General features: G+C 51.3%; 15 protein-coding genes. 4 read left to right on the top strand and 11 right to left on the bottom strand.

Features of this window, described 5'->3' with window-relative positions:
* Positions 1–79 precede the first annotated feature (79 nt).
* From LI114_RS06565 to LI114_RS06545, 5 genes are all read right to left on the bottom strand, one after another.
* Complete coding sequence (locus LI114_RS06565; RefSeq protein WP_227219986.1) at positions 80–817, bottom strand: hypothetical protein; 738 nt, start codon at positions 815–817, stop codon at positions 80–82.
* Positions 817–2352: a pilus assembly protein PilM gene (gene pilM / locus LI114_RS06560; protein WP_022128633.1), complete on the bottom strand. Its 1536-nt coding sequence runs from the start codon at positions 2350–2352 to the stop codon at positions 817–819. Before pilM ends, LI114_RS06565 begins: the two co-directional genes overlap by 1 nt.
* Before the next feature lie 65 nt (positions 2353–2417).
* Positions 2418–3614: a type II secretion system F family protein gene (locus LI114_RS06555; RefSeq protein ID WP_227219985.1), complete on the bottom strand. Its 1197-nt coding sequence runs from the start codon at positions 3612–3614 to the stop codon at positions 2418–2420.
* A 252-nt stretch (positions 3615–3866) separates the two neighbouring features.
* On the bottom strand, positions 3867–4409 hold the full coding sequence (locus LI114_RS06550) for a hypothetical protein (protein ID WP_227219984.1): 543 nt from the start codon (positions 4407–4409) through the stop codon (positions 3867–3869).
* 207 nt (positions 4410–4616) lie between these two features.
* Positions 4617–7328 (bottom strand): YfhO family protein, encoded by a 2712-nt coding sequence (locus tag LI114_RS06545; RefSeq protein ID WP_227219983.1) that lies wholly within the window; start codon positions 7326–7328, stop codon positions 4617–4619.
* Between the two features lie 364 nt (positions 7329–7692).
* On the opposite strand from LI114_RS06545, the gene LI114_RS06540 reads away from it, so the two are divergent.
* Positions 7693–8400, top strand: a complete 708-nt coding sequence (locus LI114_RS06540; RefSeq protein WP_227219982.1) for a hypothetical protein — start codon at positions 7693–7695, stop codon at positions 8398–8400.
* A gap of 105 nt (positions 8401–8505) precedes the next feature.
* On the opposite strand, the gene LI114_RS06535 is transcribed toward LI114_RS06540, so the two are convergent.
* From LI114_RS06535 to LI114_RS06510, 6 genes are all read right to left on the bottom strand, one after another.
* Complete coding sequence (locus LI114_RS06535) at positions 8506–11145, bottom strand: cation-translocating P-type ATPase (RefSeq protein WP_227219981.1); 2640 nt, start codon at positions 11143–11145, stop codon at positions 8506–8508.
* A 166-nt stretch (positions 11146–11311) separates the two neighbouring features.
* Positions 11312–11848 (bottom strand): zinc ribbon domain-containing protein, encoded by a 537-nt coding sequence (locus LI114_RS06530; RefSeq protein WP_227219980.1) that lies wholly within the window; start codon positions 11846–11848, stop codon positions 11312–11314.
* Between the two features lie 19 nt (positions 11849–11867).
* A complete protein-coding gene (locus LI114_RS06525) occupies positions 11868–13163 on the bottom strand; it encodes a leucine-rich repeat protein (protein WP_227219979.1) in 1296 nt (431 codons plus the stop codon).
* A 101-nt stretch (positions 13164–13264) separates the two neighbouring features.
* Positions 13265–13717, bottom strand: a complete 453-nt coding sequence (locus LI114_RS06520; RefSeq protein ID WP_227219978.1) for a hypothetical protein — start codon at positions 13715–13717, stop codon at positions 13265–13267.
* 192 nt (positions 13718–13909) lie between these two features.
* Positions 13910–15433, bottom strand: a complete 1524-nt coding sequence (gene xylB / locus LI114_RS06515) for a xylulokinase (RefSeq protein ID WP_022128624.1) — start codon at positions 15431–15433, stop codon at positions 13910–13912.
* A gap of 177 nt (positions 15434–15610) precedes the next feature.
* Entirely contained in the window at positions 15611–17410 is a 1800-nt protein-coding gene (locus tag LI114_RS06510) for a phosphoenolpyruvate carboxykinase (GTP) (protein ID WP_022128623.1), read from the bottom strand.
* A 576-nt stretch (positions 17411–17986) separates the two neighbouring features.
* On the opposite strand from LI114_RS06510, the gene LI114_RS06505 reads away from it, so the two are divergent.
* The 3 genes from LI114_RS06505 (at position 17987) to LI114_RS06495 (ending at position 24269) form a co-directional block, all read left to right on the top strand.
* Positions 17987–18643 carry a CopG family transcriptional regulator gene (locus LI114_RS06505; protein ID WP_022128622.1) on the top strand — a complete coding sequence of 219 codons (657 nt, stop codon included), beginning with the start codon at positions 17987–17989 and terminating at the stop codon, positions 18641–18643.
* A gap of 70 nt (positions 18644–18713) precedes the next feature.
* Positions 18714–21335 carry an ATP-dependent chaperone ClpB gene (gene clpB / locus LI114_RS06500; RefSeq protein ID WP_227219977.1) on the top strand — a complete coding sequence of 874 codons (2622 nt, stop codon included), beginning with the start codon at positions 18714–18716 and terminating at the stop codon, positions 21333–21335.
* A gap of 285 nt (positions 21336–21620) precedes the next feature.
* Positions 21621–24269 (top strand): CotH kinase family protein, encoded by a 2649-nt coding sequence (locus tag LI114_RS06495; protein ID WP_227219976.1) that lies wholly within the window; start codon positions 21621–21623, stop codon positions 24267–24269.
* The last annotated feature ends 158 nt before the right edge of the window (positions 24270–24427 follow it).

Genomic DNA, 24427 nt, shown 5'->3' with positions numbered 1-24427 from the left:
AAAATTTTTAATCAATATATAACACGTTATGGTAGACAGGTACTTTCCGATCCCTTCCTACCATTTGTGTGTATATTTATCATTCAGCCGTAGCGTTCACCTGCTGAGTCTCGGTGTTGTTTATCTCATCGGGGCTGGGTATATCTCTTACCATCATGAAGGTAAGGGAAATGCTGCCTGTGAAGGTCGAGCCGTCCTGATTGTCGCCTACGTCTGCGATAGAAAGCTCATTGATAACAAGGCTCTTCTGCGAGTAGGTTTCCAGATTGTTGAGGAAGTTCATCAGGTTCGACTTGTTGCACTCGAAGTCAAAGCTCATGTTGTAGGAGTTTACGTCGATAGTGCTTTCAGCAGTGCCCGTAGTAGTGGTCTCGTCGCCGCTGTTGCCGTCTACGATAGCGTCGATGGTGGTAGACTGCGAATTGGGCGCGTAGGTGAATCTATCGAGCGAAGTAGTTCCCAGCTCGCTGATGCTGAGGTTCAGGTTCTTGATCTGGCTGTCAGATGACTTGTTCTCGCCGCCGTCGAGCATCTTCTGTACAGTCTGTGCCGCCTCGTACTGGGGCATTACATCATAGAAAACGTCTGCGGTGTTCTTAGCCTTATCGAAAGCGTCCTGAGTTTCCTGAGGAAGGTTCTCGTCTTCCTTTATCTGAGTCTGAAGCTGCGAAAGCTCCATTTCCTTGCTGTCAAGCTCCTGGCTCGCGCTTCTCGCGCTTTCAATAGCAGGTTTGATAAAGAGCATAATGCCTGCGATCCATACGAGTACTACAAATACGCCTATAAGGAGCATCTTATCTCTCTGATTAAGTTTCATTATTCTGCAACCTCCCCTGATACTGCCTGAGTGTCGTCTTCTACTTCAATAGGCTTGAGATACATGGTTACCGAGGAGATAACTACGGGGCTGCCCGCTTCTCCTGTACCGGTATAACCGCTGTATGTAACGTCTGCGAAGTAGTCGTCGTCCTTTATCGACTGGATAAAGTCGTTCGCTGTCTGCTGTTCCTTCAGCTCAACTTCCGTAATGGTAACTGTTCCGTCATTCTTGGAGTAGCTGAAGCCTGTGTAGGAATTAGCCTTAGCGCCCTCGGAATCGCCGGAACCGATGTGGTTCTCGATCTCCTTAAAGATTCCTTCCTTTACTACGGGTATCGAGTAAAGGTTGTTCTTAGCCACATTTACCTGAGTCTGATAATCATTTACTGTGACGAGATAATCATGCAGCTTTTGGTTTTCTGCGATAACGGCGTTGCACTTATCTATCTCGCCGTTTGTCTTTTCGATGTCATCCCTTACGCTTCCTTCATGCAGGCTGACTACCAGCGTAACTGCGCCGATGAGCGCTGCCGAGATAACGCCGGCTACCAGAGCCGTCACCAGCGTGCCGCTGCTGCTCGAACCCGCCTTGCCGGTAGCGGTATCTACCTCGAGAAGGTTGATGCGCTCGGTCTGCTTGTTTCTCTTGTAAAGAGCGCCGATAGCGTTAGCGAAGATGGTGAACTCAAAATTTTCATAACCTGTGATCTGCGAAGGAACGCCGAGCACGGAAGCCTTAACGTCGAGCGAGTCGAGAGCGTCAACGAGCTTGATGTAGTCGTCGATCTTGCCGTAGAGCACTACGTTGTCGAGTCCCGGGCCGCCTCTTGCCTTGTTGAACTGTTCCATACGGAAGATGTTCTCGCTGATAGCCTCGGTCAGATACTCGTCTGTTTCGTAATCTTCTTCGGAAATAGGCTCGTATCTTGCGAAAGCCATCTGACCGTTCTCAAAGAGTATCAGTCCGAGGAAGTTATCGTCTATCTGGCAAACCAGCAGCGGCATTTTCTCGAGGTTCGACTTGTCAGCCAAAACTATTCTCGAAATGGAGTTACAGCTGATGTTTACCGAGCGCAGGCTTATCGACATGATGTTGAAGAGCTTGCGGAAGCCTTCTACTATCGAGGACGGGCAGGCGGTAGCCAGCACCTTTACCGAACCGGGGTTATCCTCGCCAGCTTCTCCTACAATAGTATATGAGATAGAGTACTCATCGGTAATACCCATTTCCTGCTGCATCTGGTTCTGTACCATGCTCAGGAATTCGTTACCCTTTGCCTTAGGAACTATAAGCTCCTTGAATACGATGTTGCTGGAAGAGAAAGTTACTACGGCTTCCTTATCCATCATTACCTCAGCCTTGAGGTTTGTGAGCAGCAGCTCGGAGAGTCCGGAAAGGTTTATTACCTCTCCGTTCATGATCATATCCTCCGGAACCGCAACGCTCAGTGATTTTTCGATTCTGATCTTGTTAGCGGAGTTATCGCCTTTTACGATGTTTATTTGTCTATCAGAAATATCAAAAGACAGCATTTATTCCTTCACCTCTTCTAAAGATTTTCTTTGTATTTGTAATAGCTGTGATTTTATCGACTTTATTACGAGTTCTCGAGTCCTCCGATACCACCATAGAGCAGCGGGAATATACCTGCGAGGCAAAGACCTATCGCAATACCCATGATGATTATCATGCACGGCTCAAGCAGTGCTACCAGACGCTTAACTGCTGCGTCGGATTCTTCTTCGTAGAAGTCTGCTGTTTTCTCAAGTATCTCATCGAGTGCGCCGGATTCTTCACCGACGTAGATCATCGAGCAGAACATTCCCTCAAAGATCTCGGTCTTTTGCAGCGATACAGATACGGGCGAGCCCTGTTTTACCTCGTCTATTACCTGTATGAACATTTTATCTACATAAGTGTTCTCCAGTACCGATGAAGCTCTTTCCAGGCACTCTACCATTGGGATACCGCTGGCGTAAAGAGATGAAAGAGTTCTCGAAAAACGACCTTCGTATATCTTGACCATAAGCGGACCGACAGCCGGCATCTTGAGCTTTATAAGGTCAAATTTCAGCTTTATGTCGGGCACCTTCAGTGCATATCTTATAGCGAGCACTATTATTACTATCGCGATTATAAGTATGTACCATTTGGTCTTTAAGAAGTCGCTGAATTTAAAGAGGGCACGCGAAAGCGCGGGCATTTCCTCTTCAGACATAAGACCTGCGAACGTAGGCATGATGAACGTAAACATACCTATTACCATTACTATGGTGAGTATGCCGAGTATGATAGGATACATCATAGCGCTCTTGATGATATTCTGGGTCTTGTTCTGATTTGCGTAGAAGTCGCTGAGGCGCTGTACTGTAATATCGAGGTTGCCGGCAGATTCGCCCGCGTCGATCATGCTTATCATGAAGTCCGGAAAGCTTCCGTTTCTTGCGATAAGCGCCTCGGTAAAGTTAGAGCCTTTATTAACGTCTTCATACAGTGCGAGCCACACGTTTTTAGCGCCTTTATTCTTTTCTTCCTTATACATTATATCGAGCGCTTTAACTATCGTAAGACCCGATGTAAGCATAGCGGCAAGCTGACGGCACGAAAACGCAAGATCTTTTGTTTTGAACTTGTATATGCTCGTTTTTGTTCCGCCGAGCGCTTCTGTGGTAGAAATCAGGAACAAGCCTTGTTCGTAGACTTTTTCCTGAACCTGCTGCTCGTCCTCGGCCTCCATAACGCCTTTCAGCGTTTTTCCGGTAGAGTCCTTCGCAACATAGCTGTAATTTTTCATATTAGTAGTTACACCTCCGCCTTTTAATACGGTGCGCATTTTCTGAAAATGACGAGCCTGCCTTAAAGATGTCCGCCATTTTCACGAAATGCACACGAAACGTATTTTATACTATTATATCATTTTTTTTAGATTTATTCAAGCACTATTAAAACTTTTTTCATTATCTTAATTAACAAAATCTGAACCGTTAATTTAGACATTTTGACCAAAACCCACAATTCTGCAAATATTGGTACAGATTTCCGCCTGTCAAGACTCGCTCTCGCGCGGCAAAAAGCTCACGGGGTGCTTCTTTTTGTAGCGGGTGTACGAGAGCATATACAGCGCGAACTGCACGCCGAGTATCAGCAGTATGCCGAGCGCCGCGGCGGCTTTAAGATCCATGCCAAAAGCGAGCACCAGCCAGCGGCAGGGAAAGTAAAAGAGGTAATATGCGAACTCCATGCCGCGGGTAATATCGTTTGGGTTATAGAAAATAACGGGCACGAAGTAAACTATCAGCATAACGATATGGGTAATGCTGACGAGTATTGCGTCCCAGTTTTCATAAGCGGCGTGCTTTTTGCCGTCGTCGTAAAAAACTCTGCCGAGCATTGCCGCCATAACTATCGCCGCCGTCACCGAGCCTGCCTGATCGGTAACGAGAAATTCCTTTAGCGTGAGCCAAGAAGCCGGCATCACGGAAGCCGCCGCCCAAAGCAGCAGTTTGCCAGCCGCCACACCCACCGCGCCGCAGCCGATCATGAGCAAAAGTCTGAAAAGCGTATATTTTACGCCGTCTGAATAATCCATAGTTATCCTCCATTTTCCGCAGGCAGTGCTAAGCACCCGCCTGTACGTCGTCTTATATATAATAGTATATCACACGCAAGGAGAAAAAACAAGTATCGTGCGGCGGATATGAAAATTTTCACAATGGGGCGCAAACAAACTGCCGTCCCCACGCACCATTCGCGCCAAGGACGGCAGTTTGTTATTTATTGTCTATTATCGGGCAATTTATTCCCGCTTCCACATAAAGATGTTCACCGCTATCGGCATGATGTATACCGCAAGCAGTACTATGCAGGCAAGCGCCGCCGCTGCCGCCGCGCCTACCTTGTCAGCCGTGCGGACAAGTTTTTCAGAGGGGTGCAGCTTTTTGCGAAGCAGCAGGTACACCGCCGTCGCCGCCACGCCGCATAGCGAAATCACCGCGCCCGCCGTGAAGCCCTGCGGCTTGAACGATATATCTACACTGCATTTGCCCGCGGGCAGGTCGAAAGCCATAAAGCCCGAAAGCGCCTTGCGGTACTCTACATTCTCGCCGTTGACCTTTACCGTGAAGCCCTCGTTGTACGGTACTGAGAGGAACACTGTCTGCGCGCTCTCGAAATCCGACTCACCGTAAAGACCGTTCTTCTTCTCCTGCAAGCCTATGCCCTGCGCCGTGCCGCAAGCTTCGTCCAGCTTGTCGAGGTCTACGCCAAAAACGCCTAGCGAAGCGCAGCTTACGTCTTTAAGGCACCTTATCTCGATGACCGCAGTTTCGTCCTCAAAAGTGCCGAGCTTCAGCACGCCGTTTTCTTTGGAATACGGGTAACTGCGGCAAACGTTCTGCCCGCCGACCTTTACCGAAAAGCTGTCGTATATCGGCTCGGAAAGGTCGTTCGAGAGCTTGTCGAAGCAGTCGAAGTAGAGCGTTTGTCTGCCCTCGACCTTTACGCGGTAGATGAGCGCTGCAGATTCCGAGCAGTGGTAATCGCCGTCTTTGACCTGCATGATGTCGCCCTCGTCGGGCTTATATTCGGTAACAGCGCCCTCGCCGCCGAATATTTGGCGGTAGATGTATTCCTGCGCCTGCGCGCGGGTAAGCCCTGCGGGTATCTCAGCCGATAGGTCGCCCGCGGCGGCAATGCCCAGCGGCAGGCGGTCGTTCAGCGGGTTGATATGGTAGCCGTTGAACGAATAAACAGTGTTGTCCTGCTTGTTATGGCTTATCTCATACCCTGCGCAAAGCAGAGCGTCGGTCATCTCAGTGCCGCCGCAAGTGCCTACCTCCATCCATACCGAAGTGTAGCCCATGCGCTTCATGGTGAACATATAGTCCTCTTCGGTGAGCGAGGTGTAGTGGCCTATCGAGTTGTAGCCCATAGCGCCTATCATGTTGTAATCAAAAAGCTTTCCGCTCGTTTTCATGCGGTAAAAATCGTCGTCTTCAACGCGGTCGGCTAAGGCGAACACCTGCCGCTGAATGTCGTTGGTCGACTCATTGCGCTCTGCGGTGGTAGTCATGTAAACGCGTATATAGCCCATCGACTCTATCGTGACCGCCGCGCAGGTGAAAACTATGAATATCCCGCGGAATATCCAGCCGTGGCGGTAGAGGGCGTATATCAGCGCAAAGCACGCCGCTCCGACTATGAAAAGCTTGCACATACTCTTGAATGAAGCATCGCTGCCGCCGAGCGAGCCGGTGTAGGTAGAGAGAATATCGAGGTCGGCACTGATAAATCCCGAAGAAAAGTACTCGAAAGCTACCACCGCCGCCGCGCAGAGCAGTCCGCCTATCGCGTATAGCTTCATGCTGCCGCGGTATTTGTGCTCCCTGCCAAGCATATCTGCCGCCACTATCATCGCCGCAAATATCGTCATAAAAGCGTAGCGCGCGGGGAACGACATATAGCTGCCCGTGTGCCACATCTTGTTTACAGGCTCGATAACTATCGGCGCAGCGAGAAGCACGAGCATTATCTGCCAAAGCCTGCCGTACATATCGGCGCGGCGGCTTGCGGCAAATCCTCCGAGAGCCATCAGCACAAGCAGCGAGCTGCACATAGCGACAGGGAACACGGTATCGTAATCGGTAACAAGGTCGCCGACGCGCAGATTTTCAATAAGCGAAGTGCGCCTGCCCGATGTTAGGTACTGCATGAAGCTGGGCAGCCAGACCACTGCCGAAAACATCGCCGCGCAGCCCGACGAAAGCAAAAATCTGCGGCACACTGCGCCGCCGTTCTCATTTTCAGCCCTCGCCGCGAGCAGAAGGTAAACGCCCGCCAGCAGCAGCAGGAAAACCACCACCATATAGCCGATGTAGTAGTTTACAGCCATCATCAGCGCCATCACGAGTATATACCATACCGGTGAGCCGCCGCGAAGCTTTTCCAGCGAGAGCAGCAGCAGCGGAAAAAGGTACATCATATCCAGCCAAATAACGTTTTGGTAGAAAAGCATGACGTAGCCGCTGACAGCGTAGAGAAAGCTGAGTATCACGATAGCGGGAGTATCGAGCTTTTTCATGAAGCTGCTGCGCACGAAGTAGATCGAGGAGGTAAAAGCGCTCGCCGCCATTTTCAGCACTATCAGTATATTCATGAAAACGAGCATATCGCTTTTCTGCACGAATTTTACGAGCAGGCTGAAAGGGCTTGCGAGGAAGAAAAAGAACACGCCCCAAAAATTCATGCCCGACGCGTTTTTAAAGCTTAAGAACATTCCCGATCTGCCATCGAGAATATCCTTGAACTGGCAGAGGAGCGGCACTACCTGCTGGTTCATATCGCACCAAGCGGCGGTACGGCTGCCAAAGGGGTAGAGCGAGAATTTTTTGAAGATTGCAAACACCGCGAGCGCAACGGCAAGCGGCGAGAGCACCATAGCAAGCCGGCGCTGCTGCCATATCGGCTTTTTCTCCGCCGAAGCGGTAATATAAGTTTTGTTTTTTCCCATTTTTCTTTTCACGATCCTTAATATGATTATCTCTTTTTATACATTTATAATAGTATGTATATTATATCACAGCGGCGGCTAAAAATCAATACTTTCGCGAATTTATTCACTTTAAGAACTTACGAAAACCGCTTAGCCCGCGAAAAAATTTTCGGCAGTTTCGCAGCCAGCCAAGATAGGCTTATGTGCCAATGTATACACGCCTTTCAGTCCAATGTGAAAAAATTTCATATGTTTGTACCAGTTTGGCAAAAAGCTCTTGACAACGGTGGGGGCTTGTGGTATAATATAGACAATACCGTTGGAATGTTATCCCTAGTCGGTATATCCACACAAATCTAATTTATGTAAAGGAAAGTGTATTATGACAGAGCTTGAACGCGTAGATCAGGCGGTCGAGTACTTCCGCCGCTACGATCAGAAAAGATCTGCTATAAAGCAGAACCGCGAAAATCAGGAATATCTCAAAACTTATATACACGACGAAGACCACGTTGTAAAAAACTTTCAGCTCACGACCAAACGCGCTAAAGCGTTGGGAATAAGCGCCGGCGCAGGCTTAGTGTTGTTTTTACTTGTTTTCTTCATCACAAAGAGCATTATTGCGGCTATCGTGCTCGGGGCTTTCGCGCTCATCGGAATTTCCGTATTCTCCGTTTGCCTGCAGCATTACCGCCTTACCGCGGCTAAGCAAAAGCAGGTAGAGATAAACGAAGGCATTACCGAGCAGATAGAGATACTCAAAGCCCGCGAGCCGCAGCTTATACAGGATAAAGAGAACTTCCGCGCAGGTATAGAAAAACGCGTGCCCTTCATATCGGTAGATGACAGAAAATACATCGGCGAGATACGCAAAATGATAGAGTCGGGCGACGCCGCCACTGCTGAGGACGCTGCCGCGATGCTGGAGCAGAAGCTGCTGATGGACCAGTTTACCAACATCATGGAGCAGAGCGAGGAAAAGGTATACACCGCAGAGGAAAATAAAGAGCGCTTCGGCGACCCCCTAGAGCTTATCAAGAAAAAGCGCAAGCCGCTTTTCCGCAGAAAGCCGAAAGTTCAGAACGCTTAAAGCGACACATCACAAAAAATCAAGGCGACCGCTTGTCACGGCCGCCTTTTTTATATGCAGAAATTTCGCGCTATTTTTTGTGCAATTTTAACAATGTTCAAATATTTAAACTCGTTTTCTGAAAGCCGAACCTATCGTCGAAAAAACAGCCGCAGCGGCAGCGAAACTCAGCGATATTGCGAGCTGTTTCGCTGACATTTTCGTAAGCGAGAACACCGCCGCAAGCTGCGGCACGGCCATGCAGAGCACCACGCACGCCGCCGATGAGAGCGCCGCCAGCACTACGAATTTTCCGCCGCGCAGACCCATCTGTAAAAGCGTTTTGTCCTCGCTGCGGCACTCGAAAACGTGTATAAGCTGCGAAAATACCAGTGTGAGCATCGCGCCCGTGCGCGCCGCCGCCAGACCGCTCGGCAGCAGCAGTGTGAAGCAGGCAAGGGTGCAAAGGGCTATCGCCACGCCGCGCGCGACTATCTTCGTCATCAAGCCGCCGCTGAAAAAGCTGTCCTCCTCGCGGCGGGGCGGCTTGCCCATAACGCCCTTTTCCGCAGGCTCTACCGAAAGCGCGGCGGCTGGCAGACCGTCTGTAACCAGATTTACCAGCAAAAGCTGCGCAGGCACTAGCGCCATCGGCAGACCCATAAGTATCGCGCCCAGCATGGTAAGCACCTCGCCGATGTTGCAGGCTATCAGATAGCGGACGAATTTACGGATATTGGCGTATATCGTGCGTCCCTCGCGTACAGCGCTGACGAGCGTAGCGAAATTATCGTCCAGCAGTATCATATCTGCCGCCTGCTTTGTTACATCTGTACCGCTTATCCCCATCGAAACGCCGATCGAGGCTTCCTTTACGGCGGGCGCGTCGTTCACACCATCGCCCGTCATAACGCAGACCATGCCTTTTTGCTTGCAGGCGCGCACTATCCTAAGCTTGTGGGCGGGGGTGACGCGCGCGTAAACGGCTATCTCGCCTATCTGCTCGGCAAGCTCAGCATCGGTCATTTCGTCAAGCTCGCTGCCGGTAACTACGCGCTTTCTGCCCGTGAGAATGCCAGCCTCTTTCGCGATGGCGCAGGCGGTGAGCTTGTGGTCGCCAGTAATCATCACGGTGGATATTCCCGCGCGGCGACATTCGCGAACGGCTTCGGCGGCCTGCGGACGCAGCGGGTCAGACATCGCCGCCAGTCCCAAGAACACCGACGTATCCCCCGCCGAGCCGCAGAACGCTATCACTCGAAGCCCCTGCGCGGCGTACTCCTCGTTTTTTCGCAGCAGCGCCGCCCGCGCGCTTTCCTCCAGCGGTACAGCGCCGCCGTCCTCGAAGCGGTGAGTGCACATCGCGATCATCTTTTCGGGCGCGCCCTTTGCGAACACCGCCTGCCTGCCCTCGCCGTCGCGGCAGGTCACGGACATATACTTGCTCTCGCTGTCGAAAGGCTTTTCGCCGATACGCTCCATCGGCAGCTTTTCGAGGTCGATACCCATATCTGTACAGAGCCGCAGCAGCGCGACCTCGGTCGGGTCGCCCTCGAAGCCCGGCTTTTTGCGGCGTGCACGGCGGTTTCGGCGGCAGGCGGGCGAATTATCAGTACACCTGCGGGCGTTGTTGCAAAGTGCGGCGCATATCAGCAGTTCGCGAAGAGTGCCGCCCATATTGGCGTTTTCAGCATTTTCACCGTTTTCGGGAACACCCTCGCTGTCGAATGTCAGCTCGCGGGCGCGCTCGTCAAGCGTGTAAACACGGCGCACAACCATCTGATTTTGCGTGAGCGTGCCGGTCTTATCTGTGCAGATGACATTCGCACAGCCGAGCGTTTCGACCGAGTGAAGCTTGTGCACGAGCGCGTTTTGCTTCAACATACGCCGCACCGCGAGCGCAAGAGCGATGGTCACGGCTGCGGGCAGCCCCTCAGGGATAGCGGCTATTGCGATGGTGACGGCGGTGAAGAACATATTCAGCACGTCCTCGCCGCGGATAACGCCCGCTATGAAAACCAGCACGCAAACGCCAACGCATATCGCGGCAAGCGCCCTGCCAAGCTCGCCCAATTTCTTTTGCAGAGGGGTCTGCTCCTCTGCGATCTCGGTCATCATCTGCGAGATCCTGCCCATCTGCGCCTTGCTGCCCAGCGCGACCGCCTCGCAGCGCGCCTTTCCCTTTAGCACCACTGTACCCATGTAGCCCATGTACGGCAGATTCAGCTCGCTTATCTGCTTTTCGCCGCGGTAGGCGCATTTTTCTATCGGCAGATTTTCGCCCGTAAGCGCCGATTCATCGCAGCAAAGCCCCGTCTGCGAAAGTATAACGCAGTCGCAGGGAAAACGCTCGCCCGCCTCGACCTCAAAAACATCGCCGCGCACCATATATGCCGCGGGCAGGGCGGTAAGCTCGCCCTCGCGGTAAACGCGCGCCGTGGGTGCGGTAAGCTGCTCCATCTGCTCGAGCGTTTTTTCGCAGCGGTACTCTTGTATAAAGCCGAGCGCCGCGTTCATAACAACTATCACCATTATCGGCACAGCGTCGCGCCAGCCGCCGATCAGCACCGAGATGACCGCCGCTATCAGCAGTATCAGCACCATAACGTCGTGAAACTGACCCGCAAAAATGCGCACGGGGCTTATTTTTTTCTTTGCAGCAAAGCGGTTCTCGCCCTCAGCCTCCAGCAGGCGCGCCGCTTCCTCGTGGGTCAGCCCGATATTCTGCCGCTCAGAGCGCTGCCGCTGAGCAATAACATTCGCCATTTTATCACACTCCATTTTCCTCTTGAACTGTTTGTCCCATACCTAACTATATGGGCGGCGCGGGGAAAATATGTGCAAAAAAAGTCCCCCCTGCGCATTGTCCGCGCAGAGGGGATCACAGGGAGGAGATCATTATCAAAAAGTCATTTGATCTCTCTGGAAAGCTTTATTTATAAGTTCCGCAGTCTTTGCAGACGGTGGCAGAATTCGGGTTGGATTTGCCGCATTTTTTGCATATCCATACTTTGTCCAGCGTTTTCTTAGCGCCGCATCTCTTGCAGAAATTGCTCTTGAAGAGATTTTCTTCGCCGCATTCGCATACCCAAGTGTCGTTTTCGTCAGGCTCGGGCATAGGCGCGGAAGCAGGCTCGAAAGGCATCGGCGCAGGCTGAGGGTTCTGAAAAGGCTGCATATTCGGCATATTCGGATAATATCCGCCGTTAGGAACGTAGCCGAAATTTTTCGGAACGCCCATCTGCGCTTCCATCATCTGCTTTATCGCATGAATATTCAAAGAGATCTCGCAGATCATCATTATTGCGGCAACTGAGATAACAGAAAGCGCAACGCCTGCGATAATTATTGTAAAGCCAACATTGTCGTCAAGGGTATTCATCAAACCCCAGCCTACAAGAACCGATATTATTATCGAAAAAATCATGAATAATATCGCAATGCCTTTTACCAATCTAGTCCAAAACATTTATCAAGACCTCCGCAAATTACTTCTTGGTCTTTTTGGTGACCATGATTATTCCGCCCGCGAGAACTGCCGCGATGGATACGCCTGCCGCAACGCCCGTAGCGGGGTTAGATGTCTTATCACCCGAGGAGGAAGCCGCCGCGGAGGAGGTGGAAGTAGAGGTCGAGCCGCTTGAAGCACCGCTCTCGGTAGAAGAGGGGTCGGCGCTTACCGTGCTGTCGGAAGAGGGGTCGGGGTTGGAAACTTCGTCTAGGAGGACGTAGGCAAACTCGTGGTTCAGCGCATTTTCACCCAGTGCATACTTGTGAGCGGTGCTGTCCTTATAGCAGTAGATGGTAACGTCAATGAACGCACTCGAATCACTGCGATAAGCGTAACTGAAAGCGTAATCGCCTATCTTAGTAACGCTCTTCGGAATAGTGATCTTTTTCAGATTTATGCAGCTTGCGAAAGCCGAATTGCCTATCTCAGTAACGCCGTCCTCTATGTACACTTCTTCGAGTGCATCTGCGCAGGCAAAAGCTTCTTCGCCGATAGTCTTTACGCTTGCTGGCACGGTAATTTTCTTAATAGTCTTGTTTCCGCCGTTCAGCGGGCTGAAAATTCCGGAGCCGATAGCCGAAACGGTCTTGCCGTCTATCTCACCGGGGATAACAAGCTCTTCTGCGTCGCCGGTGTAGGAAGTTATAGTGACAGTGCCGTCCTCGTTTTCGGTGTAGGTGTAATCATTAACAGGCTTTTCATCAGAAATCCAAAAATAACCTAACGCATCATTAAAACGAACATTATACTTATTGCAGCTTCCATCAGAAGAATACCAATACCAGTAAAAATCGTCGCCTTCTTTTGTAAATTTTCCTTCTTCTAATGATATTTCATTTACCTTAGTATCATATACTACGGTTTTAGTCATTGAATCCCCATCATATTTTTTTATAAACAAATACGATGAATCGTGATTATTGGTTTTTCCATAAAAGCAAGTAACAAAAACAGAATTATCAGTATAGAAGGTATCAAAGTCATTTAACTGTTCTTTGCTCTTTTCGTCAACAAGCAATTGCGTATTCGTTGCAGAAACAAAGTAACCCATATATCTATTGTCGGTTTCCTTGTCAGCTACTAATGCTATCGCAACTTTATTTTCGTTCTGGAATAAATCACCGTAAATCCACTTTTTAATTACCCAGCCATCTTCCGTGCCATAAGCACTATCAAGATCTGAAAGCAGTTTGGCTTTCAGCTCTTCCTCAGTGTATTCAGAGGAGGAAGAATCGGGAATATAAAATCTATGACCTTCCTTATCATATTCCACAGCTACATTATAGTCTGTACCGCAGGCTTTACTGCAAATAAGAGTACCATCATCTTCTTTACTTAATATAAAATCAGGTTCTCCATCTACGGGAGGTACATCTATCTTGTTTTCAACAGGACACCATTTTCAACAGAAAAAACTACGTCAAAAGAATGTCCGCCGCCCGAAAATGTGAAAACAGCAAATTCCGTGCCATTGTAGCTAAGATCATGCTCATAAGAGGGCACCATGGTGAGTTTCTCCTTGTTTACCACTTCGGTCACTTCACCGTTACTGTTTATGTAACGTATTATTACAACGTGCTGATGAAGAGTCTGCGGCATTTCGTAAAGGAACAGCGCAAATCCCTCTTTAGCTCCGTCGCCATCGTAGTCTTTGTAGCTCCAATCGGTCAGCTCATACTCAACGCCTTCCTGAACCTTGGCCTTAAGCTCCTCCTCAGTATAAGCCGCCGCGCTTGCCGCTATCGCGCTGCTGTCTAAAAATGCACCGTCTGCCGCTGCGCCGAATACTATCGCCAGCGCCAGCACACCTGCTGCTATCTTTTTCATATCGTTTACCTCCATTATGTTTTTTTGAGCTGCGCCAAAACGCATTTCCCCATAATTTATTCTATCATAATTCGCGGCGGCGCTCAATCGGTTTGCGGCGTTTTTCATTACACTTTGCGGCTTTTCGTTACATTAAAGCAAAAAGCGCCCGCCTTTTTACGGCGAACGCTTTGTGATATTTGTTATATTCGATCAAAGCTTTGCGAGCTTCGCACACTGCGCCTTTACGGCAGGGTAGATCTCGTGGTAAAGCTGGTAGTAGCTTTCGTAAACGGGTACGTTTTCCTCGTTCGGCTGCTGTACCTTGTCGGTCGTGACTACTGCCTTGCAGGCTTCGGGTACTGAGGAGTACACGCCCGCGCCTGTCAGTGCAAGCAACGCAACGCCCAGCGCAGGGCCTTCCTTAGATGCGACCGTCTTTACAGGGCAGTTGTACAGATCGGCGAGCATCGAGCGCCAAAGGGGCGATGTTCCGCCGCCGCCGCAGGCCATCATGTCAGAAACGTTTATATCCATCTCGCGGAACACCTCTACGCAGTCGCGCAGCGAGTAGGATACGCCCTCGAGTACGGCGCGCAGCATATGCTTTTTGGTGTGCATCGCCGAAAGTCCGAAGAACATTCCGCGTGCGTTGGGGTCGAGGTGCGGGGTCCTTTCGCCCATCAGATACGGCAGGTAGAGCAGTCTTTCCGCGCCTACTGGCACAGTAGCCGCTTCCTTATCCATGAGGTAATATTCGTCAACGCCCATGTACTTCGCAGTTTCTTTCTCAGCCGCGCAGAAGTTATCTCTGAACCATTTCAGCGAAAGTCCTGCGCCCTGCGTTACGCCCATAACGTGCCATGCGTTCGGTACAGCCGCGCAGCAGGTGTGAACTCTGCCCTTCGGGTCGATGGCGATGTCGGAGGTGTGCGCAAATACTACGCCCGATGTGCCTATGGTGGTGAAAGCCTTGCCGTCCTCAGCTACGCCGGTACCGATAGCCGCCGCCGCGTTATCGCCCGCGCCGCCTACTACGATAGTGCCCGCATTCAGCCCCGTTAGCTCGGCAGCCTTTGCGGTGAGTTTGCCCGTTACCTCGCAGGATTCGTAGACCTTAGCCAGCATATCCATGTCTATGCCCAGCGCCGAGCATACCTCGCTGCTCCAGCAGCGGTGCGGCACGTCGAGAAGCTGCATACCCGAAGCGTCGGATACTTCGGTAGCAAATTCGCCCGTCAGCACATATCTGAGGTAGTCCTTAGGCAGCAGTATATGACGGCATTTCTCATATATATCAGGCTCATTGTTCTTTACCCAAAGTATCTTCGCGGCAGTCCAGCCGGTGAGCGCGGGGTTTGCAGTGATCTCTATCAGCTTTTCTCTGCCGAGCAGCTTGTTCATCTGCTCTACTTCCGCCTCGGTACGCTGGTCGCACCAGATTATCGACTTGCGCAGCACCTTGCCCTCGCCGTCGAGCATTACAAGTCCGTGCATCTGACCCGATATGCCTATGCCGATAACGTCGTTTTTGCTGACGCCGCTCTTGCCCATTACTGCCTGAATGGTGGTAAGCATCGCGTTCGCCCAGTCGGCGGGGTCTTGCTCAGCGTAGCCGTTTTTCGGCTGATACATCGGATACTCTACGGTGTGCGAAGCTATAACGCTGCCCTTTTCGTCAAAGAGCACGGTCTTGGTACCGCTGGTACCGCAGTCTACGCCTATTACATATGCCATTTTTACATTCTCCTTTATTTTACAGAATTAAACACTGTATTCGTTTACATGAATATTATAACATACGTTCGCGAAAAAATCAAGAGAAAAAATAAAAAAGGGAAACGCCCTATAAAAGCGCTTCCCTTTCAAATTTATTCAGAAGTCAAAAACTTCGGTGAAAAATTCCCGTGCAAATTATTTGCCGAGTCTTTCCTCCAGCTTGTCGAGTTCCTTAACGAGAGCCTCAGGCACTCTTCCGCCCTTAGCAGCAATATCATCGTTGTAATATCTTCTCATCTCAGCGATCTCGTCCTTCCAGAGATCCTTATCAACTGCAAGCAGCTCTTCAAGAGTCTTGTCGTCGATGTCCAGACCCTCGAGGTTGAGGTCTTCGGGCTTAGGCAGGTAGCCGATAGCAGTTTCCTGAGCGCCTACAGTGCCTTCGCATCTCTTGATGATCCAGTCGAGAACTCTCATGTTGTCGCCGAAACCGGGCCAGATGAATTCGCCTTCGTCGTTCTTCTTGAACCAGTTTACGTTGAAGATCTTAGGAGCCTTGTCGCCGAGCTTTTCACCCATCTCGAGCCAGTGAGCCCAGTAGTCGCCTACATTGTAGCCGATGAAAGGCTTCATAGCCATAGGATCGTGACGGAGAACACCTACTGCACCGGTAGCAGCCGCGGTAGTTTCAGAAGAAACAGCCGAGCCCATGTAGGTACCGTGAGTCCAGTCGAAGGACTGATATACCAGCGGAGTGGTCTTAGCACGTCTGCCGCCAAAGATTATAGCGGAGATCGGCACGCCCTGAGGATTGTTGAACTCAGAAGAGATGCAGGGGCAGTTTTCAGCAGGAGCGGTGAAACGGCTGTTGGGATGAGCAAGCTTGTTGCCGGCAGCGGTGTATTCTACGCCGTTTACCTTTTCGCCCTTCCACTCAGTAGCGTTTACAGGAGGATTCTTATCCAGACCTTCCCACCAAGGAGTCATGGTGTCGTTGTTGATAGCAACGTTGGTGAATATAGCGTTCTTCTTAGTAGAAGCGAGCGCGTTGAAGTTAGACTTAGCGTTGGTTCCGGGAGCTACGCCGAAGAATCCGTTTTCAGGGTTGATAGCGTAAAGTCTTCCGTCCTCACCCTGCTTCATCCAAGCGATGTCGTCGCCGACAGTCCAAACCTTGTAACCCTTTTCGGTGTAGCAAGCGGGAGGAATGAGCATTGCGAGGTTGGTCTTGCCGCAAGCGGAGGGGAATGCAGCGGTGATGTACTTAACTTCACCGTCGGGCTTCTCTACGCCGAGGATAAGCATATGCTCAGCCATCCAGCCCTCGTTCTTGCCCTGGAAGGAAGCGATTCTCAGTGCGAAGCACTTCTTGCCGAGCAGTACGTTTCCGCCGTAAGCAGAGTTGATAGACCAAATAGTGTTCTCTTCGGGGAAGTGAACGATGTATCTCTTTTCAGGGTCAACGTCAGCCTTAGAGTGCAGACCGCGAACGAAGTCGTTAGAAGTATCGCCGAGGTTCTCGAAAGCCTTTTCGCCCATTCTGGTCATGATGTCCATATTGAGTACAACATAGATAGAGTCGGTCAGCTCTACGCCTACCTTAGCGAGAGGAGAACCGATGGGGCCCATGGAATAAGGGATAACGTACATGGTTCTGCCCTTCATAACGCCGTCATACATGGGGGTCAGCATTGCCTTCATGTCAGCGGGAGCCATCCAGTTGTTAGTAGGACCTGCGTCCTCTTTCTTTTCGGAGCAGATGAAAGTTCTGTCCTCTACGCGGGCTACGTCGTTCGGCAGAGTTCTGTGATACAGACAGCCGGGGTTCTCTTCCTGATTGAGCTTTATCATCTCGCCCGAAGCGATAGCCTCTTCTCTGAGAGCGTTGAGCTGCTCATCGCTGCCATCGATCCAAACTACCTTGTCAGGCTTGGTGAGAGCGATCATTTCGTCTACCCATGCGTTTACGTTAGGGTTCTTTGTAAGACTTGCCATAATTTTAAAAACTCCTCTCAAATACAATAATAAAATTATTTCCAAAAATTCGAGAAGTATTCCCGCCAAAATATCCGCGGGCTGTGCGCCATAACTAACTGCATAACAGCGCGACCCCTCAAATTTCCTATACAATTTATTATACCTTACTTTCGACGTTTTGTCAACACCTAAATACTTTAACATACCATGAACAAATGCAGGATTACAGCGGCGATCATTCATGTTCACCGCCAAACGCGCAGTTCTCAGCGCATATAATGCGGCAGGCATGAATAAAAAGTATAGATGTCATTCAAAAAGTGTATCAATATAGGACAAAATAAAAATCGTGTGAAAATCGTAAAAAGCGAATATCGGCGCTTGCTTTCGGTCATTTTAAATTTATATGGTGAAAAATTGCAGCAAAATGTAAGAAATAAGCATTGCGAATTTGTGCAGGTCTACAAACTTGTAAGCATAGTTATATAAACCTATTGACAAATTATTTAAACGTGATATAATATTATATAAAGAAAGAGATAAAAACGGACGATAAAGATACACAGTATACATTATATAAAGGCGGTGAGAAAAATGGGAAAAAGCGTATACAGCATAGTGCTTTCCGACGAGGTGGTGCAGGCGGTGGACGAAATGGCTTACCGCATGAACACAAGCCGCTCAAATCTGATAAACCAGCTTTTGGCTGAAAGAGTCAGCCTCACCACGCCCGAAATGCGTATGCGGGAGATATTCTCGCTGGTAGGGCAGGCGCTGGACAGCCGCTTTTTGCCCGCCCCGCAGGCTTCCGACTCGGTAATGGCGGTGAAAACTCCGCTGAAATTCAAGTACAAGCCTACGCTGAAATATTCGGTAGAGCTTTACCGCAGCTTTTCGGGCAAGGCGGGCAGGCTGAAAGTCACCCTGCGCACGCAGAGCGAAGAGCTGATAAAGCTGACGGACAGATTTTTCAGAGATTGGAGCGCGGCGGAGCAGAAATACCTCGGCAAATTTTTCAGCGGCGGCTTTCCCTGCGAGATAGCGCCGAAGAGCTACACGCGCGATTTTTACGAGATAGCGGGCAACGGTCTTGCCGACCGCGAGATAGCCGAGGCGATAAGCGAATACATACGCACCTTTGATAAGGCGATAACGGTGTATTTTGAAAACGCCGCCGACCCCGCGCACGCAAAAGCCCTCTGCGAGGAAACTTACAAAGGCTATCTGCGCAAGGGCGTCAGCATAGTTTAGAGAAGCTTTAAGAACATTAAGAACATGAGAAAAACAACAGCGAAATGAATGTGAAAGGATAGTGAGCTTTATGAACATAAATAAATTTACTACCAAATCGGCAGAGGCTCTCAATACCGCGCAGAACCTTGCCGCACAGTATTCAAATCAGGCGGTAGACCAGCAGCACCTTCTCGCGGCGCTCGCCACGCAGGAGGACGGGCTTATCCCCGAAATGCTGCGCTCTATGGGCGCTGACCCGAAAAGCGTAGCCGCCACAGCCGAAGCGGAGGTCGCAAAGCTGCCGAAGGTTACCGGCTCGGCGGCAAACGACGGAATGTACATCTCGCAAGAGCTGAACACCGCCCTCGCGCTCGCGGAAAAGACTGCGGACAAAATGCAGGACAGCTACATCTCGGTAGAGCACATACTGCTCGCCCTTACCGACTCGCCTAACGACGCGCTGAAGCGGATATTCAAGCAGTTCGGCATCGAGAAAGAAAAGGTGCTCAAGTCGATGCAGCAGCTTCGCGGCAACCAGCAGGTCACGTCGCAAGACCCCGAGGGCACTTACAACGTGCTTAAAAAGTACGGTCAAGACCTCGTGGCGCTGGCGAAAAACAACAAGCTCGACCCCGTTATCGGCAGAGATAACGAGATAAGAAACGTTATACGCATACTCTCGCGCAAGACCAAGAACAACCCTGTTCTGATAGGCGAGCCGGGCGTCGGCAAGACCGCCGTAGTAGAGGGTCTGGCACAGCGTATAGTAAAGGGCGATGTGCCAGAAAATCTGAAAGACCGCCAGGTATTTTCGCTTGATATGGGCGCGCTGATAGCGGGCGCGAAGTACCGCGGCGAGTTTGAAGAGCGGCTGAAAGCGGTATTGCAGGAGGTAAAAAAGAGCGAGGGCAGGATAATCCTCTTCATCGACGAGCTGCACACCATAGTCGGCGCGGGCAAGACCGACGGCGCTATGGACGCGGGCAACCTGCTGAAACCGATGCTCGCAAGGGGCGAGCTGCACTGCATAGGCGCGACCACCCTCAACGAGTACAGAGAATACATCGAGAAAGACGCCGCGCTGGAGCGCCGTTTCCAGACAGTACTGGTAGCAGAGCCGAACGTAGAAGACACCATCTCGATACTCCGCGGACTGAAAGAGCGCTATGAAGTGTTCCACGGCGTGAAGATACAGGACGCAGCCCTTATCGCCGCCGCTACCCTTTCAGACAGATACATCACCGACCGTTTCCTGCCCGATAAGGCGATAGACCTCATCGACGAAGCGTGCGCTATGATACGCACCGAGATGGACTCTATGCCGACAGAGCTGGACGAGGTTCGCCGCAAGATACTCCAGCACGAGATAGAAGAAGCGGCGCTGAAAAAAGAGACCGACAAGCTTGCCGAAGAGCAGCTTGCCGACGTGCAGAAAGAGCTTTCAGAGCTGCGCGATAAGTTCAACAGCATGAAGGCAAAATGGGAGAACGAAAAGAACAGCATATCCAGCGTGCAGAAGCTGAGAGAAGATATAGAAGCCTGCAACGCCGAGATAGATAAGGCTGAGCGCGATTATGACCTGAACAAACTCGCCGAACTGAGATACGGCAAGCTGCCCTCGCTGAAAAAACAGCTTGAGGAAAAAGAGCGCGAAGCGGAACAGCGCACGGGCAAAAACACCCTGCTGCGCGACCGCGTTACCGACGAGGAGATAGCGCGCATAATCTCTCGCTGGACGGGCATACCAATATCGAAGCTGATGGAGGGCGAGCGCGAAAAGCTGCTTGCTCTTGGCGACACGCTGCATAAGCGCGTAATTGGTCAGGACGAAGCCGTACAGAAAGTCACCGAAGCTATATGGCGTTCGCGCGCGGGCATTTCCAACCCGAACCAGCCCATCGGCTCGTTCCTCTTCCTCGGCCCTACCGGCGTCGGCAAGACCGAGCTTGCAAAAGCGCTGGCGCAGGCGCTTTTCGACGATGAGAAAAACATGGTGCGTATAGATATGTCGGAATACATGGAGAAATTCAGCGTAAGCCGCCTTATCGGAGCGCCTCCGGGATACGTCGGCTACGAAGAGGGCGGTCAGCTTACCGAAGCAGTTCGCCGCAGACCCTACTCGGTAGTACTGCTCGACGAAGTTGAAAAAGCGCACCCCGATGTTTTCAATATACTTCTGCAAGTTCTCGACGACGGCAGGATAACCGATTCGCAGGGCAGAACGGTAGATTTCAAGAACACGATAATCATACTCACCTCAAACCTCGGTTCGCAGGCGCTGCTCGACGGCATACAGGAGGACGGCAGCATATCGCCCGAAGCTGTAAAGAACGTAGAGGCTCTGCTCCACCGCAGCTTCCGCCCCGAGTTCCTCAACAGGCTCGACGAGATAGTTTACTACAAGCCTCTGCGCCGCGAGGAGATAAGCAAGATAGTAAAACTCATGATAGCCGAGCTGGACAAGCGGCTTGAGGACAAGCGCATACACGTTGAGGTAAGCGAAAAGGCTATGAACGCGATAATCGAGCAGGGCTTCGACCCCAGCTTCGGCGCGCGCCCGCTGAAGAGATTTATACAGCGCAATATCGAAACGCTCATCGCCAAGAAGATAATCGCGGGCGAGATAGACACCGACAGCACCGTGATGGTAGACTACGGCGAGGGCGGTTTTACCGCAAAGTCGGTGCTCACTCCCGAAAAAGTCGACTGACCGATAGTCCACTTACGCCTTTAAAAAGGCTGTACTCCTATAAATTTTGATAAAGCCCCTCAGATGTGTTCCGAAACGTCTGCGGGGCTTTTCTTTGTTATAAAATATGAACCTTATGTATATTTGAGATAAAATTATTGTTCAGCCATTGACTTTTTTATTTATTGTGCTATAATTTGATTAAGAACGGTGCGTTTTTGCAGGTCGGCGAAGCATTATCTTACAAAAGCTTGCAGAGAGCGCACAAAACGGATAAATGCGCAAATGCATGGGGGATATAAAAATATGAAAGCAAGAATATGCGCGCTCGCGATAGCGGCGGCAAGCGGACTTACGCTAATGGCTCTGCCCGCTTCGGCTCTCGACGCGAACGCTTCAAAGCTCGTGATAAACGAAATATGCACATCTAACAAGGGCGAAAACGGCAACCTCACCGACGTCGCCGACAGCAAGGGCAAGTACTGCGACTGGGTGGAGATATACAACCCCACCGATACAGCCGTAGACCTCAGCGGCATGTACATCACCGATGACGCCGCGAATCCGCAGAAAGCCGCCCTGCCCGAGGGCGCCAGCGTGGCGGCGCACGGCTATTACATAGTTTACTGCGGCAAAAATATCAACAGCGAAGACTACGCTGACAAAGCCGTGGCGAAATTCGGACTTTCGGCAAACGGCGAAAAGGTAACCATCACCGACGGCGAAAACGCCATCGACACTATGGAAGTGCCCGCGCTTGCGGACGACCTTACATACGCGCGCGTGCCCTCCGGCTCGGCAGATCTGGCGATATGCGACCCCACGCCCATGGCGGACAACACGGCTGAAAGCGTGCACAAGCTCGCTGCGCCGCAGTTCTCCCGCGCAAGCGGCGCTTTTACCGAAAGCTTCGACCTTGGCATAACTGCGGAGGCGGGCGCGGACATCTACTACACCACCGACGGCAGTACGCCTGATGAAAATTCACAGAAGTACACGGGCGAGATAAACGTTTACGACCGCACAAGCGATGAGAATAATTTGTCAGCCATGAAGCGCGAGCTTTTTACCGACTGGTACGATAATTCCTGGAACAGCAGCCCATCTCAGCCCGAGGTAAAGGTGGACAAGGGCACTGTTATACGCGCGGTGGCGATAAAAAACGGTCAGACGAGCGGCGTGGCTGCGGCTTCCTACTTCGTCGGCATCGGCAACGACACCTACTACAGTGTTCCGATAATCTCGGTAGTCACCGACAGCGATAATCTTTTCGACAAGCAGACGGGCATATATATGAAAAACAACGCCCACAATAAGGGCAAGGACTGGGAGCGCCCCGTACACATCGACTTCATCGAGGACGGCGAAGCGAAGCTTTCGCAGGACTGCGGCATGAGGATACAGGGCGGCTACTCGCGCGGAGATTATCAGAAGAGCCTGCGTTTTTACGCGCGCAGCTCGTACGGCGCGGACAAGTTCAACTACCCCATCATCAGCGGCATAACCTCGCGCGACGGCGAGGGCAGAGAGGTAGCCGACTTTGAAAAATTCGTGCTCCGCAACGGCGGCAACGACGCGAATTACACCAAATTCAAGGACAGCATGATACAAAGCATGGCGATAGCGGGCGGCATGGACTACGCCGCGCAGTCGGGCAGAGCCTGCGTAGCTTTCATCAACGGCGAATACTGGGGCGTTTACACGCTTCAGGAAGATTACACCGACTCTTACATCAAAGACCACTATGATGTTAAAAAGAAAAACGTAGTTATAATCAAGCCCGACAGCGATAATTACAATCAGCCAAAGGTGGACGAGGGCAATGACGAAGACCTCGCCCTCTGGACGGACGACATCGGCTGGGTATACGCCGCAGACCTTACAAAAGATGCGGACTACGAGAAATTCGGCGAAAAATTCGATATAGAAAGCCTAACGGACTATTTTGCGACCGAGATATACCTCAGCAACGAGGACTGGAGCGGAAAGAACTGGAGCGTATGGCGCTCGCGCGAAGCGGAAGCCGCGAACCCCGATCACAGCGACTGCCGCTGGAGATTTATGCTCTACGATACAGAAATGGGCGCGAACCTTTGGGGCAATGCAGGTGAAAGTCCTACTAACAACAAGCTGGTGCAGGTGTACGAGCTTGGCAGAAAGGACAACGACCCCCTCGCCGTAATGTTCTACAAAGCTATGCAGAACGAGGACTTCGCCGAGAAATTCAACGCCTCGCTCGACAAAGCGGCGGCGGCTTTCAGCTCGGAGAATTACAACACCGCGCTCAGCAATTACAAGGCTCAGTATTATGAGAACCTGCGCAAATACTTCGAGCGCTTCCCCACCGGCAGCGGTATATGGTCGGCAGATCAGGGCATAAGCTGGATGAACACTTTCTTTAACGGCAGCAACAAACGCGGCGACTACTACGAGGTAATGAAAGAGTCGATGGCGCTGATGCTGAAATACGAGAAATTCGACACCTCGCCCTACACTGCGGACAGCGTAAAGGCGCTGAAAAAGGCGTACAACAGCTTAGTCAGCACGGCGAACCAGACGGGCAGCGGCAAGACCGCCCAGCAGAACAAGATCGACGCGCTGAAAAAGGCTTTCGACGAGCTGAAACTCATCGGCGACGATACTGACAGCTCGGGTGCGGACAGCAGCGCGGCAGACAGCTCAAGCAGCAGCGATACTTCCAGCAGCGCGGACACCTCGTCGGCGGCTGAAAACTCGAACTCGGGAACATCTTCGGCTTCCTCCGCATCATCGGCGGCAAGCTCTTCGGGCACGGCAATTTCAAGCTCGACCGGTTCGTCAAGTTCGGCAAGTTCAACAAGCTCGGCAGCACCCGTTACCAACCCGACCACGGGCGTTACGGCGGGACTTTCGGCAGCGCTTATAGGCTTCATGGCGGCACTGGGAGTAGTCGGAAAGAAAAATAAGAAAGACTAAAGAAAGACCCGCACAAAACTGAGATCGGCAGCTTCAATGCGCTGCCATATAACATAGCGCGAACGCCGCTCGTTACCTAAAAAGGGTGCGGGCGGCGCTTTTATTGTAATGAAAACTTCGCTAGGCGGAGTAAGGCGAGTTGAAATCTGCGGCGGGGT

The sequence above is a fragment of the Ruminococcus sp. 210702-SL.1.03 genome (assembly GCF_020559915.1).
In the GTDB taxonomy this organism is placed as follows: Bacteria; Bacillota; Clostridia; order Oscillospirales; family Ruminococcaceae; genus YE71.
The sequence above is the reverse complement of the archived record's forward strand: the minus strand, read 5'-3'. Positions and strand labels throughout refer to the sequence as shown.